General features: G+C 43.2%; 15 protein-coding genes and 1 pseudogene. 6 read left to right on the top strand and 10 right to left on the bottom strand.

The features are described 5' to 3' along the window. Positions 1–6: 6 nt before the first annotated feature. The 8 genes and pseudogenes from A391_RS0100840 to A391_RS14535 all read right to left on the bottom strand — a co-directional run. Positions 7–1,140 carry an alkene reductase gene (locus A391_RS0100840; RefSeq protein ID WP_019896708.1) on the bottom strand — a complete coding sequence of 378 codons (1,134 nt, stop codon included), beginning with the start codon at positions 1,138–1,140 and terminating at the stop codon, positions 7–9. Between the two features lie 513 nt (positions 1,141–1,653). After that, positions 1,654–2,643 carry a zinc-dependent alcohol dehydrogenase family protein gene (locus A391_RS0100835; protein WP_019896707.1) on the bottom strand — a complete coding sequence of 330 codons (990 nt, stop codon included), beginning with the start codon at positions 2,641–2,643 and terminating at the stop codon, positions 1,654–1,656. A gap of 36 nt (positions 2,644–2,679) precedes the next feature. Next, positions 2,680–3,702: a zinc-binding alcohol dehydrogenase family protein gene (locus A391_RS0100830; protein ID WP_019896706.1), complete on the bottom strand. Its 1,023-nt coding sequence runs from the start codon at positions 3,700–3,702 to the stop codon at positions 2,680–2,682. Positions 3,703–3,750: 48 nt separating this feature from the next. Beyond that, positions 3,751–4,713, bottom strand: a complete 963-nt coding sequence (locus A391_RS0100825) for an LLM class oxidoreductase (RefSeq protein WP_019896705.1) — start codon at positions 4,711–4,713, stop codon at positions 3,751–3,753. Between the two features lie 113 nt (positions 4,714–4,826). Next, positions 4,827–5,132 (bottom strand): putative quinol monooxygenase, encoded by a 306-nt coding sequence (locus tag A391_RS0100820; RefSeq protein ID WP_019896704.1) that lies wholly within the window; start codon positions 5,130–5,132, stop codon positions 4,827–4,829. Positions 5,133–5,201: 69 nt separating this feature from the next. After that, positions 5,202–6,371 carry an iron-containing alcohol dehydrogenase gene (locus A391_RS0100815; protein ID WP_019896702.1) on the bottom strand — a complete coding sequence of 390 codons (1,170 nt, stop codon included), beginning with the start codon at positions 6,369–6,371 and terminating at the stop codon, positions 5,202–5,204. A 68-nt stretch (positions 6,372–6,439) separates the two neighbouring features. Then, the gene (locus tag A391_RS0100810) at positions 6,440–7,045 is read right to left on the bottom strand and encodes a TetR/AcrR family transcriptional regulator (protein ID WP_019896700.1); all 606 of its coding nucleotides are present in this window, start codon (positions 7,043–7,045) and stop codon (positions 6,440–6,442) included. Positions 7,046–7,461: 416 nt separating this feature from the next. Beyond that, a pseudogene (locus A391_RS14535) lies at positions 7,462–7,937 on the bottom strand (transposase); the annotation flags it as partial. A gap of 631 nt (positions 7,938–8,568) precedes the next feature. Between A391_RS14535 and A391_RS0100795 the strand changes: the two are divergent. Beyond that, on the top strand, positions 8,569–9,027 hold the full coding sequence (locus tag A391_RS0100795; RefSeq protein WP_019896697.1) for a YybH family protein: 459 nt from the start codon (positions 8,569–8,571) through the stop codon (positions 9,025–9,027). Positions 9,028–9,298: 271 nt separating this feature from the next. On the opposite strand, the gene A391_RS0100790 is transcribed toward A391_RS0100795, so the two are convergent. Continuing rightward, complete coding sequence (locus tag A391_RS0100790) at positions 9,299–9,952, bottom strand: pyridoxamine 5'-phosphate oxidase family protein (RefSeq protein WP_019896696.1); 654 nt, start codon at positions 9,950–9,952, stop codon at positions 9,299–9,301. 29 nt (positions 9,953–9,981) lie between these two features. Next, on the bottom strand, positions 9,982–10,350 hold the full coding sequence (locus A391_RS0100785; protein ID WP_019896695.1) for a nuclear transport factor 2 family protein: 369 nt from the start codon (positions 10,348–10,350) through the stop codon (positions 9,982–9,984). Between the two features lie 107 nt (positions 10,351–10,457). Here A391_RS0100785 and A391_RS0100780 point away from each other — a divergent pair, with 107 nt between their 5' ends. The 5 genes from A391_RS0100780 (at position 10,458) to A391_RS0100755 (ending at position 17,729) form a co-directional block, all read left to right on the top strand. Continuing rightward, complete coding sequence (locus A391_RS0100780; RefSeq protein ID WP_019896694.1) at positions 10,458–11,360, top strand: LysR family transcriptional regulator; 903 nt, start codon at positions 10,458–10,460, stop codon at positions 11,358–11,360. Positions 11,361–12,109: 749 nt separating this feature from the next. After that, on the top strand, positions 12,110–12,790 hold the full coding sequence (locus A391_RS0100770; RefSeq protein ID WP_019896692.1) for a TnsA endonuclease N-terminal domain-containing protein: 681 nt from the start codon (positions 12,110–12,112) through the stop codon (positions 12,788–12,790). Between the two features lie 9 nt (positions 12,791–12,799). Next, positions 12,800–14,797, top strand: coding sequence for a Mu transposase C-terminal domain-containing protein (locus tag A391_RS0100765; RefSeq protein ID WP_019896691.1), 1,998 nt, complete (start codon positions 12,800–12,802; stop codon positions 14,795–14,797). Positions 14,798–14,823: 26 nt separating this feature from the next. Beyond that, positions 14,824–15,837: a TniB family NTP-binding protein gene (locus A391_RS0100760; RefSeq protein WP_019896690.1), complete on the top strand. Its 1,014-nt coding sequence runs from the start codon at positions 14,824–14,826 to the stop codon at positions 15,835–15,837. Further along, positions 15,834–17,729 carry a TniQ family protein gene (locus A391_RS0100755; RefSeq protein ID WP_019896689.1) on the top strand — a complete coding sequence of 632 codons (1,896 nt, stop codon included), beginning with the start codon at positions 15,834–15,836 and terminating at the stop codon, positions 17,727–17,729. The genes A391_RS0100760 and A391_RS0100755 overlap by 4 nt, the downstream gene beginning before the upstream one ends. The last annotated feature ends 147 nt before the right edge of the window (positions 17,730–17,876 follow it).

Below are 17,876 nucleotides of genomic sequence, written 5' to 3'. Positions count from 1 at the left end.
CACTATTTAAGTTGATAATTGTGTGCTGAATGGATAATCAATGTACCCTGCTTCGCCACCACCGTAAAGGGTATCATTTTGGACCTGATTCAACGATAATCCTTTTTGAATTCGATACGGTAAGTCTGGGTTTGCGATGAATGCTCTACCAAATGCATATAAATCACCGTAGCCTTTTGAATTTACTGTTAGTGCCTTTTGTACGCTATAACGACCCGCATAGATTATCGCACGCTCAAATGTTTTACGTAATTCACTTCTAAATGTTTCAGGCAAGTCTGGGCTGTTGTCCCAATCCGCCTCTGCGATTGATAAATAAGCGATCCCAAGGTCATTCAACATTTTAGCAGCACAAATGTAGGTTTCATGAGGATTGCTTTCTACTAGGCCAAGGTAAACTCGGTCTTCTGTAGTGGTAGCAAACAGTGGAGCGAATCGTACACCTACTCGATTGCGCCCAAACACTTCGATTACAGCTTCAGTTACCTCTTTTAAAAAGCGTAGTCTATTGGGTAGCGAGCCACCATATTCATCAGTTCTGTGATTCGTATGCTCAGATATGAATTGATTTAGCAGATAACCGTTAGCTGAGTGAAGTTCAACGCCATCAAATCCAGCCAACTTTGCGTTTTTAGCAGCTTGACGATATAAGTTAACTAATTCTTTAACTTCTTCGGTTGTCAGTTCACGAGGCATGCTTGGTTCAACCAAAGCACCTTCGCCAGGTCCAGTCTCGATGAATACCTTTACAGACTTAGCTTGAATGGCTGATGGTGCTACTGGTGCATCTCCGTTTGGTTGTAACTCGCAATGGGATACTCGGCCAACATGCCAAAGTTGGCAAAAAATAATTCCACCACTTTCGTGTACAGCGTTCGTTACTTTCTTCCAACCTTCTATTTGCTCCTCTGAGTGTATGCCTGGTGTCCAAGCGTAGCCTTGCCCACGTGTTTCAATCTGTGTACCTTCTGTAACCATAAAACCTGCAGTAGAGCGTTGTTTATAGTAACTTGCCATTAATTCATTTGGCACATTTCCCGGTTGAGAGCTACGGCAGCGAGTTAGTGGCGGTAATACAATTCGATTGGGTAAAAACAAGTCGCCTAATTGGACTTTTTCAAATAATGACGATACGTTCATATATGCCTCTTTAATTTAAGTTGCATACATTGTCACATTTAAATGCATAAATGTGAAGAGTTGTTTTGAATATATATATGAAGTTCAGCTATGGGTCATATATGCTCATAAATAAAAAGTAGAATTAAGATTGCTGATACAGTCAGAATGTCATCGCGGAATCCATTTTCGACCTTCATAAAACCCCATCCCGGAATAAAGTTAAAATAGCAGTTCAAATACTCCTAATATCCTTAAACTGAAAGTAGACAGGATTAAGCTGACTTTCTCTTTAGAATTATATGAGCTGTTAGAATAACCGACTCTAATCGTCCCTTAACTGACCTTCAACAGTTGAATGCATGAGCACCGTCAGGCGTCCCGCTAAAGGGTTAGGGTGAGCTTGCTAAACAAAATCCACCATTAACGCCCCCAGATTCTATGTTTGTATACTTTCATCGTGGAGGCTTCATTTCGGCACTCAAACGTGACTGCCCAACCGACTGCAAAGCGCCTATGCAGTTGCTAATAGTGCTAAACTGTCACCACAATTTTGCCGATCTGCTGGTTGGATTCCATATAGCGGTGTGCTTCGACAATCTGCGCTAGCGGATAGGTTTTGGCCACCAGCGGTTTCAGCTTGCCTTCAGTCAACCCTTGCACAATGAAGGCTTTGGCGCGTGCCATGCGTTCAGGATGAGTGCTGATTTCAAATAGGGTATACCCGCGTATGGTTAATTGCTTGGCGAGCACGGGGAACAGCGGCAATGGCGTCGGCTCTGTACTTAGCGCGCCATACTGGAAAATAATGCCGCTTTGGGCTGTCGCTTCTGCCAGTTTGCTGATGGTCGGCCCGCCAACCGGATCTAACACCACGCGTGCACCTTTATTATTGGTAATGCGGTTCACTTCGGTCACCAGGTCTTGTTCTTCCGTCGCAATCACATGCTTGGCACCGGCCTTGAGCAAAGCCTCGCGCTTGCTGCTGGTGCGCGTCAAAGCAACGGGAATAGCACCCAGCAGATTGGCAATCTCTATAGCTGCCACACCCACGCTGCTTGATGCCGCCGGAATCAGCACAAACTCACCGACTTTGGTATCGGCAAACTCCACCAATGCGCCATAGGCAGTCATATATTGCATCCAGATGGAGGCTGCTTCTGACCAGGAAAGTGATGGTGGATGCTTTACCGCGGCAAATGCAGGCACATTCGCCAACTCACCATAAACACCATACTGATTCTGAGAGAACGCTGGGATTGTGCTGACCGCATCACCTATCTTGAACTCAGTCACGTTACCTCCCACTGCTTTGACTATGCCTGCCGCTTCATAGCCCAGCCTCGCTGGCAGTATCGGTGCTTCCAAATACTGACCATTGCGGAACATGACTTCTGCACGATTGAGACCGATGGCTTGCACCTTGATCTGCACTTCATCCCTGCCTGGTGCGGCGACTTGTTCATCTGCTATCTGTAATACTTCTGGCCCACCGGTTTGGTAGAATCTGACGATACGTGACATTTTTATCTCCTGATGATGTAAAAAATAGTGTGGAAATCAAGCCCAGCCGCTCAATACGATCTTACCTATGGTGCTACCGGCTTCGAGATGCGCGTGCGCCCTACGCAAGTTGGTAGCGTTGATAGGAGACAGTGTTTCGTTGAGCGTAGATGCAAGTACTTCCTCATCTACTAATCGTGCGATACGATCCAAGATATGGTGCTGCTCAATCATGTCCTCCGTCTGGTACATAGATCGGGTGTACATCAACTCCCAGACGAAAGTCGCGCTTTTGTTCTTTAGCAAGTTAAGGTCTACCGGCTGTGCGGTTTCCACAATCGAGCAGATGCGGCCTTGCGGCTTGATGAGCTCGGCCATGACAACAAAATAGCCATCGGTATCGTTGCAACAGAAAATATAATCAGGCTGGGGAATGCCGATTTCGCGTATTTGCGTCACCAGGTCATGCTGATGATTGATGACGTGCTGTGCGCCCAATTCCTGCACCCATGTTACGGTCTCTGGGCGCGATGCCGTGGCTACCACGGTCAATCCCGCCAACTTATTCGCGAGTTGGATTGCAATAGAACCCACCCCGCCAGCGCCGCCTATGATAAGCAAGCTCTTATTACGGTTTTGCGTTATATCAAGTGCAATGCCCAGCCGGTCGAATAGTGCCTCCCATGCGGTCAGCGCAGTCAGCGGCAAAGCGGCTGCCTGGTCGAAACTCAAACTCTGTGGCATGTGGCCGACGATACGCTCATCTACGAGCTGGTATTCGGCATTACAGCCTGAGCGCGTAATGTCGCCAGCGTAATATACTTTGTCGCCAGGCTTGAACAGCGTGCAGTCTGGTCCGGCTTCGACCACCTCACCAGCGGCATCCCAACCTAGAACCTTGGGTGTTATTTCCAACTTGTCTTTAGGCTTACGCACCTTGGTATCGACAGGGTTGACTGCAATGGCGTGGATCTTCACCAAAAGATCGCGACCGATTGTCACGGGTCTCGGTAATTCGACATCCATCAGTGATTCAGGATCGCTGATAGGTAAATATCTGGTTAATGCAACGGCTTTCATGGTGTCTCCTGTTTTAGTGGCGCAGGCATCCTCGCCTGCGCTTATATGTCACATAAATTCTGGCAGCACGAACTCTGCCAGTTCCTGCAGCACTTCGTCAGCTGCACGTTTGCCATATTTGACATTGAAAATGAGGTGATCTACACCAATGCGTTTGCTAGCACGCAGATGCATCAGCAAGGCATTCCTGCCGAGTCGGTGACCTAAATGAATAGGCGTTGCTGCTTCATTCGGGCTGTCGGCAAGATCAATAAAATAAGACTGTGTAAATGGTTTGTACTGTCCTGGTAGTTCTGCCTCCACTGAATCTCGCCAGCGCTGCACCACTTGCGCCTGTGCCTCAATATTGCGAGGGTAGCTTATCCAGCCGTCGGCGTTGCGCGCTATCCAACCCAAATCCTGCTGGCTGTGGCCAGTAACAAGCAAGGGTACATGTGAAGCGACTGGCTTGGGGATCACATCGGCAGCTTGCAGATGGCCGAAGCTGCTACTGACTTGCGGAAAGTACTCTGACCAATAAATCTTGAGCAACTCGATTTCTTCTCGAAACATCGCACCGCGCGACTCAAAATCTACATTAAAGGCCGGAAACTCCACCACTCTGTCACCAGTTGCAACACCCATTAACAATCGGCCATTGGATAGACGGTCTATGCTGGCGGCGGCTTTGGCAATATGAATCGGGTGACGTAATGGCAGAATGATGGACGCCGTTAACAATGCGATTTCTGAGGTTTGCGCGGCCATATATCCGAGATAAGCCCACGGGTCGAATATCTGGCCGACATCGCCAAAATTCGGGTCTTTAAGCGGCACATCACGGAAGGCTAGGCTGGCAAAACCGGATTTTTCAGCAAACTGCGCAAGCACTACTTGGTTGTGCATGGTTGGCTGATCGCGCTCAAAGGCCTCGATAGGGAACATGATACCCAAGGTCAGTTTTCCGCGCTGGAACACACGCTGCCATCCACGGTTGGCTGTCGGTGATTGATTTGGATTAGGGGTAAACATTCTGTTCCATTATAAAAAAATACTGGCACATCTAAAAAAAGGGAGGGTAATGATGTGCCAGTGTAGGCTGGAAATAGTAAGGGGAAGAGCTATATACTTAGCCAAAAACTGTTTTAAGTCTGACCCTTGACTGCCAGTAAATCAACGGTTTCGATCACTGGCATCTCGGCTAGCAAATCTGCGGCATTCGCCATCAGCGCCTCGGCGATCTTGCCGCTAAGATGCTCCTGACGGCCATGCTCGTCGCTGAAGGTGTCAAAAATGCCAAAAGTGGCAGGGCCAAATTTGAGTGCGTACCAGGTAGCGGTTTCCGGCTCGTTTTCCACCAGCGGCAGTGCGGATTTCAGAAATGCTTCCAGTGCCGCTTCCTTTCCTGGCTTTGCATTCAAACGTACATACAGGGCTAATTTCTTGTTCATGATCACTCCTAATAAAAATAACACGAAGGTTTTGGATATGTGCTGTCACACTTTATCCGCTTTAATAATCTAAATACTTGCTTCCAGCACCTCCCTGCTCTTATCCAGCGTCACATCCTTGTGTTCACCGAGCTCGACCATGCCATGACTTTCCAGCTGTGACAGCATGGCAGGAATGGCATCTGCGCTAATGTCATAGGCAGATAATCGCGTTGGTACATTTAGGCTCTCAAAAAATGATCGGGTATTCTGAATGGCCGCTTCAATACGCGCATCTTCCGTACCTTCACTGATATGCCAAACGCGTTCGGCATATTGCAGTAGCTTGGCACGCTTGGCATCGCGACGCAGGCTGAGCATGCTCGGTAAAATGATAGCTAGCGTTTGTGCGTGATCCAAACCATGCAGTGCGGTGATTTCGTGGCCAATCATGTGCGTCGCCCAATCGCTTGGCACACCAGAGCCGATCAAGCCATTTAAGGCTAGCGTGGCCACCCACATGAAATTGGCTTGCAATTCGTAATCTTGTGGGTTTTGAAGAACTTTCGGGCCAATTTCAATCAGCGTCTGCAACAGTCCTTCCGCAAAGCGGTCTTGCACGCGGGCGCCAACGGGGTAGGTCAGATATTGCTCCATGATATGGGTGTATGCATCTACCACGCCGTTTGCCAACTGACGCGGAGGCAGGGTGAAACTCTTGCTTGGGTCGAGTACAGAGAACTGTGGAAACACATGTTCACTACTGAAATAGAGCTTATCCTGCAAACCGGATGATGTTTCAATACGCGAGACTACTGAGCCGTCGTTCATTTCAGAGCCTGTAGCAGGCAATGTCAGCACCGTGCCATAAGGCATGGCTTTTTCAACATTTGCACCGCGCTGGAGCAAAATCTCCCACGGATCGCCCTCAGCATATACCGATGCTGCGACAAACTTGGTACCGTCAATCACCGAGCCACCGCCGACTGCTAGCAAATAATCAAGATTGTTGGCTTTGATTTGGGCAACAGCTTTAATGAGTGTTTCATAAGTTGGATTAGGCTCGATGCCGCTGAATTCCTCGACGTGACGCTCACTCAGTGCGGCTTTAACTTCATCCAGAGTGCCATTCGTTTTTGCGCTAGTGCCGCCGTACAGAATTAATACGCGGGCTTTAATAGGTATCAGCTTATCAATTTCCGCGACTTTGCCTTTGCCAAAAGCAATTCGTGTGGGATTATAAAATTCAAAATTCAGCATAAAAACTCCTTAAACATTAAAATTATTAGACCAGTCGGCTAGTATTGTGCCAAATAAAAAGAATTGGCTTAGTTAAGTGCAAGTCTTATTTTCGTAGCATTCATGGCGCACTCTAAAGCAGCGCGTGTGCGATTGACTTTGGTCAAAAGCGTAGCGCCAATCCACATATAATAAATTTCTGCGGTGACATTACTTACATCTAGATTGGCAGGAAATTCGCCCTTGCGGATGCCTTCTTGCAAGCAGTTGGTAAGACACGCGATGACACGATCAGTACCGTTTTTTAACGTAATACGCATAGCTTCGGAGAGATCGGTCACTTCTGCGCTCAATTTAACAATTAAGCATTTATCTGTTGTGGCGTCGCTAGATTGGGTGTCCAACCATGATTGAAAAAACTTGAGCAGTCGGCTGGAATTTGAACTGCCGTCATCTTTGAGTAAGTGTTCTAACATCTGCAAATAATCGTCAAAGTAATTTTCCAGCAATGCGTCGCCAAACTGCTCTTTGGATTTGAAATAGTGATAGAACGACCCCTTAGGCACCCCTGCAGCAGAGAGTATTTCGTTGAGGCCGACAGCAGCAAAGCCCTTGCCTAGGATGATATCCTTGGCTGTGTCTAAAATTTGCTGACGTGTATCACTAGATTTTGTGGTTGGAAGTTTGTTACCCATAAGCGCATTATTGCATAGATTAGACCAGTCGTCTAACTGAAATATAAAAATCCGTTTTACTATGCTAAGAATCTAATATGAATTTGTTTGATGACGACGAATGATAAATTTTTAATAACTGAAAATTCAAAATCTGCTATGTTTCTCATGAGTATGAGATTCTTTGGTTATATAAAATTCTGTAAATTTTTATGAAGATAAGCTTTAAGCCAATTGTAGAAATATTAAAACTTTAAGTGAATGAAAGCTTTGTCCTCCATTGCTGCTGACCAGCTTTGTTTTTGGTATGACTGAAATGGGCCGATTGCTGAAGTCAGAAGAACTCAACTGAACGGCCGCTTTGTCCCGCTAATGCGACATTGACAGTATTTTGCGGATCAATGAATAATTGGCTCAGTAAGATAATTATTAGTGGCTATTTTGAAACAATTACAGATGGCTCCTTTGACTGGAATACTCAGCTTAATCAATCCTGTCTGGCGTTGATCATTTTTATAGCGTATTGAATGTGGCTGTTTTAACCAGGCATAAAAGCCGCTGGGATGCACTTCTAACATCTGGCAAAGCCATCTTGTCGGCCAACAGTCCCGGTGGTCTTTAATGAAGGCATATCTTACTCGGACTGCTTTGCGAAGTATGCCGCGGCTTTTTTTAACAGATCACGTTCTTCTGTGACGCGCTTTAGCTCTTTGCGCAGTTGAGTTAACTCAGCTTGCTCTGCGTTTTTAGTTTGATAGGCCGCAGCATCTGGTCCATATTTCTTGACCCATGCATAAAGGCTATCTACTGTCACATCAAGGCGTCTTGCCACCTCGGAGACTGCATATCCACCTTCTGTGATTTGACGCACTGCTGCTAATTTGAATTCTTCTGGATAACGTTTCGCACTCATTTTATACACCTTTTTAAGTTGCCATTATTACGGCTCAAAGGTGTCTAGTAAACTAGTGGCGATTCAAAAAGAGTTGTTGGTAGATGTAAAGAAAGTCCCAGAGAGCACATATATTCATTTGATCGCGTGCAAAACTTGGAAGCTTTTTTGGGAAAATGGGTAGAAAGTGCTTATGTTTGGCTTCAATAATCGAAAACGTCGGAACAGTCACCTCAATCAACTGAGCCCGATGATGTTTGAAAAGTTACAAAACGGAAACTAAAAAACGTTTACGATATTCTAGGAAGTCCAAGTTGTGTTCCATATAAAAATCTCCTAAGGTTTTTTCAATCACAGTTTAAGTTTAGCGACTTTTTAATGCGTGTTATCAAAAAGTAGTTAACAGCTAAGTTATTGCAAGAAATAAAGTGCTTCTAATGCTTAGAAAAGTAATACATAAGCTGAAAGATTAAATTTGCATTTAGTTAGCCAGCTAACTATAATGAGCCTAACTAGAGTTTGGCTCATCTTCTTATTTCAGTTGATGACTGCTAAATTCTGTTATTAATGATGCTTGGACAAATTAGCTGCAAGCGACATGAAAAAATATTTATTTCATGGTTTTTTACACTTCAATTAAGGATTACCCCATATGAAATCACTGATTAAAAACACACTCGCGATAATAACTTTTAGCCTTGTAACAACAAGTATTGCGTTTGCTGAAGAAATGACTGCCAAAACAACGGTAGAGTCATTAAACAATACTTGGAATAAAGCCTTTAATAATTCAGATGCGAGTTCACTTGCGAGTTTATATGCAGAAAACGCTGTACTTTCCCCAGGCAACGGCAAAGTTCTGACTGGACGTGCAGAGATTCAGAATTTATTTAAAAGTTTTTTTGAAGCAGGTTTGAAGAATCATAAATTGGAAATAGTCACCGTTGATGGTGATGATAAAACGCTTTATCAGGTCGCAAAGTGGAGCGCAAGTGGTGCTGAAAAGGATGGTATAACAGTCACTTACAGCGGCATTACGACTAGTGTTTTTAAGAAAGATACAAATGGTAAGTGGGTAGCTCGCACTCACATTTGGAACGCCGGCAATTAAACTCCTCAAGAGACTAGTGCTGCATTCAGTTAAATGATAAACCCGACCATCTTTGAGCGGGTTTAGTTTGTCTGTTGTAAAAAGTTGTAAAGCACCAAGATTCTGTCCACTCTTCCTAAAAGTCCACAAAGTTTGAGTTTTGGTAGTCCGCTTTGCGGATTGATACGTCTTCGGCATATTAGGGGGACAAAGCTGCCGTTAAGTTAAGGTTTTTAGCTTTCATCTATCGGCCCAAAGCAGTCATGCACTTTATTCACAGCTGTTCAAAATATTAACCTTCCCCACGTTTCACCTTCGCTTCGTATTCATTAATGTCTACAAGCCCTTGTGATTCAGCGATCGCTTTTTCTTCAGGAGTTATTGCATCCTGCACAATATCCAGACGCTTCCATGTGGGTATGGGAGTAACCTTGCAAGGCTCAGGTACATATTTGGATTGGTCGATTTTTTTGTATTTATGAATATAGCGTGGACAATTTACCCAGATTTTAGTGACGCTGATCATGATTAAGTATTTGGCTTCTGTGTACTCCTCCATCAGTTCATGTTTTCTTATTAACTTTGCTGTGCCCTGTACACGGACTCTATGCGGTGTTTCAAAATCTATAAAAAGCATGCCAACCTTATGTTGCGCTTCAATGTTACCAACTGAATAAAACATTCCGTTGCCGTCAAAGCCGGGGAATACCAAAGTACTCTCATCTAACACTTTTACGAATCCCGTTGGTCCACCTTTATAAGAAACCGTGGGCATACCATGAGGGTCAACAGTTGAAAGAAAAAACATATCGCGACTACTAATGAAATTCTTTTCATCCTCGGAAATCTTTTCGTGTATCCAACCGTTATCCAATAAATCGGCTAATTTCGTTGTATTAAATTCCTCTTGTAATGCACGATGTTCTGGTGAGTATAACGATGCCATAATTGCCTCCGGGTTTGTATGTTGGGAAATTACTGGTGTAAATGAAATATCTTATTCATGATTTTCCACTCTCCGTCTAACTTCAAGACGTTAAAAAAATCTGTAAATCGATGTCCGGTCCAATTATCTGTTTCTACGCGCACACTTGCGATGGTATCGACAATATCAATACTCGCAATACGAAAAATTAAACCCTTGGCTGGTCCGTTTTCATCGTTCCAATCGTAAAGACCTTGAATCGGGCCTGCAAATAAGTCCGGCCCAACATAACCAAAAATTGTGGTATCGTCGTGGAAGGCAGGTTTCATATCACTTCCCTTTCCAGAAACCGCACCATCAATATAATGCTGAACTAGTCTAGTAATGGCTTCGTAATCACTCATGTTGGTCACTGACATATGGATCTCCTCAAGTTAGACGCCATGATGACTTGTTTTTATATTGGAATAAATGCTCGTTATAGAATATTATTTGTGCTTTTTTGGAAATAATAGGTGGAGTCAACTTGTTTAATTCTTTAGATGATTTGCGGATATTTGTACAAATATTTGAGAAAAAAAGCTTAACCTTAGTCGCTGGATTAAACCGGACTACACCAGGGGTAATCAGTAAACGATTAACACAAATCGAAAAGGATTTCGGCGTACGCTTATTTCATAGAACTACCCGAACTATCCAGCACACGGATGAGGGGCATCGACTATATTCACAAGCGCAGCATTTATTAGAAACAGTCGATGATTATGAAATGGATTGGGGCGAAAAAACTGAGCCCGCAGGGTTAATTCGCATCACAGCATCAGCCTCTTTTGCCCGCCTTTATTTAACGCCTTTGATGCTGAAATTTCTGAAGCAATACCCAAAAATAAAAATTAGCTTTGAGCTTTCAGACAAAGTGCTGGATATTGTGGCGGAAGGAATAGACTTGGCTATTCGTGGCACCCAAATGAGCGATTCTACGCTGGTAGCAAAAAAGTTAGGCCCGTCGCCCGAAGTGCTCTGTACCACCAAAGAATATCTTACCAAAGCTCCGCCTTTGACTGCACCTGCAGACTTGGCCAATCATAACTGCATTGTTTTAAACGAAAATTACAACTGGGAATTTAAAGCTGGTGGAAAAATCATACATCAGCGCGTGAGTGGCACTTTTCAAACAAACTATAGCGAAGCTTTAATAGAGGCGGTTAAAGATAGTCTAGGTCTCGGTATGATTTGCTATTGGCAAGCGCATAGAGAGCTGCAAGCGGGTGAACTCGTTCTAGCCTTACCAGAATTTGCACCAGGAAGAGACCAAACGTTATATGCAGTTTATCCTTCCCGTAGACATTTACCGACTAAAACGAAAGTTCTCATTGAGTTTTTAGAAAAAAATCTCGTGATTCCTTTTCCAGGTCAGTTTCAAAACTAGGCTCTGCTAAATCTACAATATGAATGTCCGCTGTGGGCCGCAATCTGCCTTTCATCAAGTCAGTAATTGAATGTTATTAGTATTACTTCTGAGTGTCACCACTAGTAGTGAACTATTCATCATTAACTAGTAGTTATGAACTGCACTAATCAATCATATAAATTTATTTTGTCAAATTAAGCCGCTAATTAGCGGCTTTTCTCATTTTCCAAACCAAGAATTTGTAACTAGCAGTTCGTAAATTAACTGATGGTTAAAATTTATCTATATAAATCATAATGTTAATAAAAATTAGTGATTGCATTTTTATTGAAAATGGATTAATTGTTATTGCTATAGCAAAAGTTGCGCGATTTAAAAACTATGATAATTTGATTTTCAGATTACTCAGAAACATATTTTGTGATGAGTAGTTTGATTAGGCGGCAGTCTTAAAACTGCCATTTTTGAAAGGAAGTACCGAAGAAAAGAAGCTTATAGAGTAAAGCGGCCTAAATTATAAGGCTGCTTAAAAATGCAAAAGACCCAAGCGAAATGCACTTGAGTCTAATGAGTGTGACTTAATTTACTAGCGTCCAACTAGTTAAGTACATTCTACGACAACAACGTATTTTGTCAAATTTAAGACTATTGTCTTGGCACCCTTGCAGCCTAACTTTCCAATCAGCAGAAAGCACTGACTGGCAAGAAAGGACTCCCTACGCCTAAATTTCTGAGTTACTCCGATTGATGCAAATTAGGAGTTAACAATGAGTCAATTAACAGCAGTACCAATGATACAAATTATCTTCCCAAAAGATGGAAAAATCCGCAGTCGCAAAGTAGTTAAACGTTCTAATGCGCGCAATACTGGCAAGTATCCTAGCTGGAAAATGCAACGCATGATGCAGTGGGAATCAGTACATGAAGGTAATGCGATGCGCGTCCTTGATGCGACACCAAATGTCATTTCTTATTGTGAGCAACCTTGTGAAATCATTTTCACATTAAACGGTGCTAAGCGACGTCACTATCCTGACTTTATGGTGATAGATGCGAATCGACGTGAGTTATGGGAAGTCAAAACTGAGAGTGATGCTAATAGTCCTGAAGTGTCTGAGCGGACAGCATATTTAACGCAAACTTTACCAGAATACGGATATGGCTATCGCGTGGTGTTTGCAGAAATACTGGCGAAGCAGCCTCGACTTGATAACATCAAGCGATTAAACAAGCTTGGTCGTCAACCTATCTCTCTTCTTGAACAAGAGCTTATCAGACGCTTATTCCTAGATGAGCCAGTCATGTCTTGGGGAGTATTTGAACAGAAATCCCCACAAATATTGCGAAATGTCAGTCGATTAATACTCGAAGGTAAGCTAAGTATCGATTTCAATCAACCAATCAATTCTGCCACTTCAATCCATAGCCACTTTAATTCATCACGTTAGGAGCAAATCATGGCAATTGCATATTTTTGTAAAAATACATCTTTTGATATGGATGGACGTGAGTATCAATTAAATCAAGAGATCACAGCAGGCGTTTGGCAGGCACAAGAAGTAAGGACTGGCAGAATTCATGAGTTCGGTATCCAGGCACTTCAACAGCACTATAGTGAGGGTAAATTAGTATTTATGGAAGATGCTGATAAAGCAGCTAAATCCAAAGAGGATTTTAAAGAGAAATCAAAAAAGATTAGTCACCAAACAGAAGAATCCGAATGGGAAAAAGCCAAAATTAGGCGTATGTATGTCAAGGCGGTTGAGCATTTACCATGCACGGCAGCGTTGATGAAAACAGCGATTCATGAGGTATGGAAGACGCTGAACAAAGATAAGAGTGAGACAGATGTAGATAAAGAACCAAATTGGATCACTGTCTCTAGGTGGAAAAAGAAATATCTGACCAATGGTAAAGACGCATTTGCGCTAGTTGATGCACACCATCATAAAGGCAATCGAAATGATCGTTACGATACAGAAGTCATGCATATCGTTTCAGATTGTATTGATAGGATTTATCTTCAGCGCGAACGTAAGACAATACAAGATACAACCGAAGAAGCTGTCGTGATGGTGACACGAGAGAATAAACAACGTATCAAGTCAGATCAGCTAGCCATCCCAACTAGACGACTCATCACAAGGCTTATTGGTTTAATCCCTGCTTTTGATCGATGCGCAGCAAGATATGGGCGTATTGCTGCCAATCGTTTATATCGTAGCAAACTAAAACATCTAGTCACAAAGAAAGCACTAGAGTCTGCACAGATCGACCATACTCAGCTCGATTTATTCGTGATTGATGACGAGTCACATATGCCATTAGGTAGGCCTTGGCTCACCATCTGTATTGATAGTCATACGCGTTGCATCCTTGGTATTTACATAGGATTTGAACCTCCTAGCTATCTTACTGTGGGTAAGTGCTTGAAGCATGCTTTCCTACCTAAAACTAACCTGCAGGAGCAATTCCCTGACATTAGAAATACTTGGGATGCGCATGGGGTAATGGAACAGTTGTTTGTAGATAATGGATTGGAATTTCACAGTATCAGTTTAGAAAAAGCATGCTTCGCTTTCGGTGTGGAGATTGTTTACACGCCGCGTAAAACACCTTGGTTTAAAGGCAAGATAGAGCGATTCAATCGTACGATTAATGATGGCGTCAGTCACGGGATAGCTGGCACTACCTTTAGTAATATTTTTGAAAAGGATGATTACGATCCTGCCAAGCATGCAGTGGTGACTTTAAGTACATTACGACGAATCATCCATAAATGGATTGCTGACTACTATCACCAAAAGCCACACCGTAGTCTAGATAACCAAACACCAGCCGTAGTATGGACCAGTAGCGTCCATCCTGAGGATATCGCTTTGGCCCATAACCCAGCAGAGATGGATATGTTATTGGGTAAGACGGTTGAAAATAAGAAAGTCACTCACAAAGGCATTGAGATTAATAACCTACTCTATAACTCTCCTGAGTTGATGAATCTCAGACGTCAATATGGCGATCCCTTAACAGTAGATATCCGTGTGGATGAAGCCGATATTGGTCATCTATATGTCATCTTAAAGGATCATCAAGGATATATTGAGGTGCCTGCACTTGATCAAGATTACGCTAAAGGTACAACCTTGTGGCTACACAAGATCTGTCGTGATTACGCTAAAAAGCATTTCAACAAAGTAGACGTTTACAGCTACGCCCTAGCTAAGACCGAAATTCGTGAGATTGTTGAAAAAGACTTAAATCTGAAACGCAGGAAATCTAACGCAAGGGTCGCTAGATATAAGGATACCAATCAGCAATCTGCTGCCAAATCGACGCCTAAAAAAGTCGCAAACGTTGTCAGTAAGCGACCAGTAGCTCCAGTGAGTCCAGATAAACCTGTCGTTACTAAGGTCCGCCCTAGCTATGCACCGGTTATCGACCAACGCGCATACTGAAATCAACAATATTGAGGGTACACATCATGAATAAAACGACTTACATTCCAACCACTGTGGATCAAATACTGGTACCACATGATATGTTTCAAAAAGCGAAATTACGTATCGATACGCATTTAATCGCTGCACAACATTACCAAGAGCCCACTTGCATTGCCGTAGTAGGCGAAGCGCGTACTGGTAAATCACGTTTGTTAGAGTACATCACTAAGGAGTATAAAAAATATCGTACTACCGAAGGCTTGGTGGTGCCAGTACTGAGTATCAGAACGCCATCAAAACCTACAGTAAAAGCGCTGGTTGAAATATTGTTAAGGGAGATTGGTGATAAGTTATGGCACAAACGAGAGTCAGAAAACGAAAAGACAGAACGCTTATATACCTTACTCAAGCACACTAAAACACATACGATAATCATTGATGAGTTTCAACACTTCTATGACAAGGTGTCTCATAAGGTGCAACACTACTTGTCAGATTGGTTAAAGATCTTCGTGGATCGTTCTGGATTGATGCTGATAGTCGCTGGTCTGCCTGATTGCATGGCTGTCATTAATCAGAACCAGCAATTGCGTGGCCGCTTCTTAGCACCTATCCGTATGTCACGATTTGATTGGGAAAACGAAGACTCGAGAGAACAATTTATTGCATGTTTAGAGTCTTTCCAAGCAGGCTTAAGTCTTTATCATTTTCCTGATTTGGCTTCTGATGAAATGGCTTTCAGATTTTACTGTGCAACCGGAGGATTGATCGGTTATGTAGCCAAGGTTCTGCATCAAGCATGCTTGAATGCACAAATGAGTGATCAGTCCAGCATTACGTTAGAAGATCTGGCTAACGCTTATGAAGAGGCAGTGTGGGTAGATGAGGTTGCACCAATGACCAATCCATTCTGGCCTGAGTTTGATATGGTTCCTACGGAACACTTGCTAGAAGCAGTGCAACTCATTGGGACAGCAAGTCCTGAGCCTATTAAACCACGAGCCAGCCGATCAAAAGCCAAGGACATCAGTGCAGCGGAGGTGCTCGCGCGATGATACATTCTAGTGAGAGTCATGGGCTAAATTATGAGTCAGCTATCCAGCCATTGGTAATCACACCCTCCCCCAAAGAGGGGGAGGCTTTACCTGGCTTTATTTTGAGGACATCTGAAGCCAATGGCTATAAATCACCATTAGGCATATTACATTATGCTGGTATGGACGATAACGAAGCGCGGTCAGCAAGACCTCCGCTTGATAAGCTGGCGGTATTATTTGGTAAATCAGCAGAAGAATTCAAAGCTTCAGGATTGGACGGCCAGGATGCCAAGCATAGTGGCCGTTATTTGCAGGTCATGGGTCATGCTATTCCATCCATGTTCACGCGTTCTAAACACGCAAGTTTATGTTTGGAGTGTGTAAGTGAGTTTGGCTATGTGGGTGGGTTTCATGAGTTGAAATACGCTGTGGCTTGTCATAAGCATCAGGTTAGAGCTGTGACTATCTGTTCTGAATGTCACAGACCTTTGAGTTGGCATCGAATGGGGTTAACCAAATGCAGTTGTGGCGCAGACCTCACACAAAATACTTCTGAGAGCGTTACTGATCCTTCATTGTTGGCTTTACTGGGCGTGTTATATGACAAACTGATGCATCAGCCTTTAAATCATGTGCAGATGGATGCGTGTGGATTTCCGAAAGAAGCGATGGAGCAACTGTCGATACAAACCTTGCTTTCGATAATCTATCGTTTTGGACTCTTTAACCGTGAGCATGCCCCAGAAGAGGATGTTGAATTTGCAGCGATGAAAACAACTGCTGATGTTTTTTCAGATTGGCCACATCGATTTCATGACTACTTGACCGAGGTGCATGCACCAACTGCTAACCTAAAAGCCAGCGGTCTGCGCGGTCAATTCAATTCATTCTATGAGTCATTCTTCAAAAATATAGACCAAGATCAACAATTAGAGTTTATGCGCGATGCTTTCATTGTATTTGGTCAGCATAGATGGAGACAAGCTTCAATTCACCCTAAATTCTCGTCAGTCAATTCCGGTCAGTCTATGAGTATGAAAAAATTGGCAACTACACTTGGCGTACAACCCAGCACACTCAGAAAGATGATTGAGGATAAGGTCATTAATGTTGAAATTAACGCGTTGAATGCAACGCGCAAGCTAGTGACCTTAGCTGAACAACAGACTATTGAGTTTGCATCAGGAAGTAGGCTCAGTTTGAAGCAGGTAGCCCAGCGGCTTGATCTTCCTGTAAAGGTAATACGTGCCTATCGTTCACACGGTTATTACGAGGCTAAACACTTTGTTGCACCAATACATATGTTTCATGAGCGTGATGTTGAAAGACTGCATAGTGATCTGATGCAGGGAATGCAATTTAAAGTACCATTTCTGGTGAGTAAGCGTCACCTAACATTGGATCAGGTAATGAGACTTAAAGTGACATCAGAGATGAAAGCTATGTGGCTAAATGCTGTTTCTAAACGCCAAATTTTAGCTATCGGAACAGCTAGTGCTTTACCTAGTGGATTGGTTTTTGATGCACGTAAAGTTAAAAGCTATTTTGATAATATCAAGCTAGCACTACAGAACACTGTTTCTCTTAGTGAAGTTGAGTTTGAGCTGGCAATAAAACGCCCGACTCTATTTGCGTTGATAAAACATGGACTACTCACGAAAACTTATCTAAAAGGGTTTGGGCTTCGTATAACGGAGCATTCATTTAACCACTTCAATAACAGTATGATTCAGTGTCGTCAGATTGCTTCTCTTAAAAATTCAACACAAAAAGCAGTGCTTAAGCTATGTAAGCAGATGCGCATTCCTATTATTAAGATCGCATGTAACACAGACGTTTATTGGATACCTAATGACTATGTTAATTTACTGGGTATTAATGATGAAACTCAAGATATAAAAGCAGCTTAATGGTGGAAATAAAGCTAAGTTTATCTGCTCGTGGGATTACTTGAGTTGCAACTATATGAATAGTTGAAAAATTAAAGCGTATAAAGAACAATGACCGCATAAGCGGCCACTGCATGCGAAACTCTCTCAGTGCTTTCACACTTAGCC

Origin of the sequence: Methylotenera mobilis 13, assembly GCF_000384255.1 — a bacterium.
Lineage (GTDB): Bacteria > Pseudomonadota > Gammaproteobacteria > Burkholderiales > Methylophilaceae > Methylotenera > Methylotenera mobilis_B.
The sequence above is the reverse complement of the archived record's forward strand: the minus strand, read 5'-3'. Positions and strand labels throughout refer to the sequence as shown.

What these genes read in the sequence shown, in the direction of transcription:
- A391_RS0100840 (WP_019896708.1), bottom strand. Translation starts at nt 1,140, where the DNA reads ATGAACGTATCGTCATTATTTGAAAAAGTCCAATTAGGCGACTTGTTT.
- A391_RS0100835 (WP_019896707.1), bottom strand. Translation starts at nt 2,643, where the DNA reads ATGTCACGTATCGTCAGATTCTACCAAACCGGTGGGCCAGAAGTATTA.
- A391_RS0100830 (WP_019896706.1), bottom strand. Translation starts at nt 3,702, where the DNA reads ATGAAAGCCGTTGCATTAACCAGATATTTACCTATCAGCGATCCTGAA.
- A391_RS0100825 (WP_019896705.1), bottom strand. Translation starts at nt 4,713, where the DNA reads ATGTTTACCCCTAATCCAAATCAATCACCGACAGCCAACCGTGGATGG.
- A391_RS0100820 (WP_019896704.1), bottom strand. Translation starts at nt 5,132, where the DNA reads ATGAACAAGAAATTAGCCCTGTATGTACGTTTGAATGCAAAGCCAGGA.
- A391_RS0100815 (WP_019896702.1), bottom strand. Translation starts at nt 6,371, where the DNA reads ATGCTGAATTTTGAATTTTATAATCCCACACGAATTGCTTTTGGCAAA.
- A391_RS0100810 (WP_019896700.1), bottom strand. Translation starts at nt 7,045, where the DNA reads ATGGGTAACAAACTTCCAACCACAAAATCTAGTGATACACGTCAGCAA.
- A391_RS0100795 (WP_019896697.1), top strand. Translation starts at nt 8,569, where the DNA reads ATGAAATCACTGATTAAAAACACACTCGCGATAATAACTTTTAGCCTT.
- A391_RS0100790 (WP_019896696.1), bottom strand. Translation starts at nt 9,952, where the DNA reads ATGGCATCGTTATACTCACCAGAACATCGTGCATTACAAGAGGAATTT.
- A391_RS0100785 (WP_019896695.1), bottom strand. Translation starts at nt 10,350, where the DNA reads ATGTCAGTGACCAACATGAGTGATTACGAAGCCATTACTAGACTAGTT.
- A391_RS0100770 (WP_019896692.1), top strand. Translation starts at nt 12,110, where the DNA reads ATGAGTCAATTAACAGCAGTACCAATGATACAAATTATCTTCCCAAAA.
- A391_RS0100765 (WP_019896691.1), top strand. Translation starts at nt 12,800, where the DNA reads ATGGCAATTGCATATTTTTGTAAAAATACATCTTTTGATATGGATGGA.
- A391_RS0100760 (WP_019896690.1), top strand. Translation starts at nt 14,824, where the DNA reads ATGAATAAAACGACTTACATTCCAACCACTGTGGATCAAATACTGGTA.
- A391_RS0100755 (WP_019896689.1), top strand. Translation starts at nt 15,834, where the DNA reads ATGATACATTCTAGTGAGAGTCATGGGCTAAATTATGAGTCAGCTATC.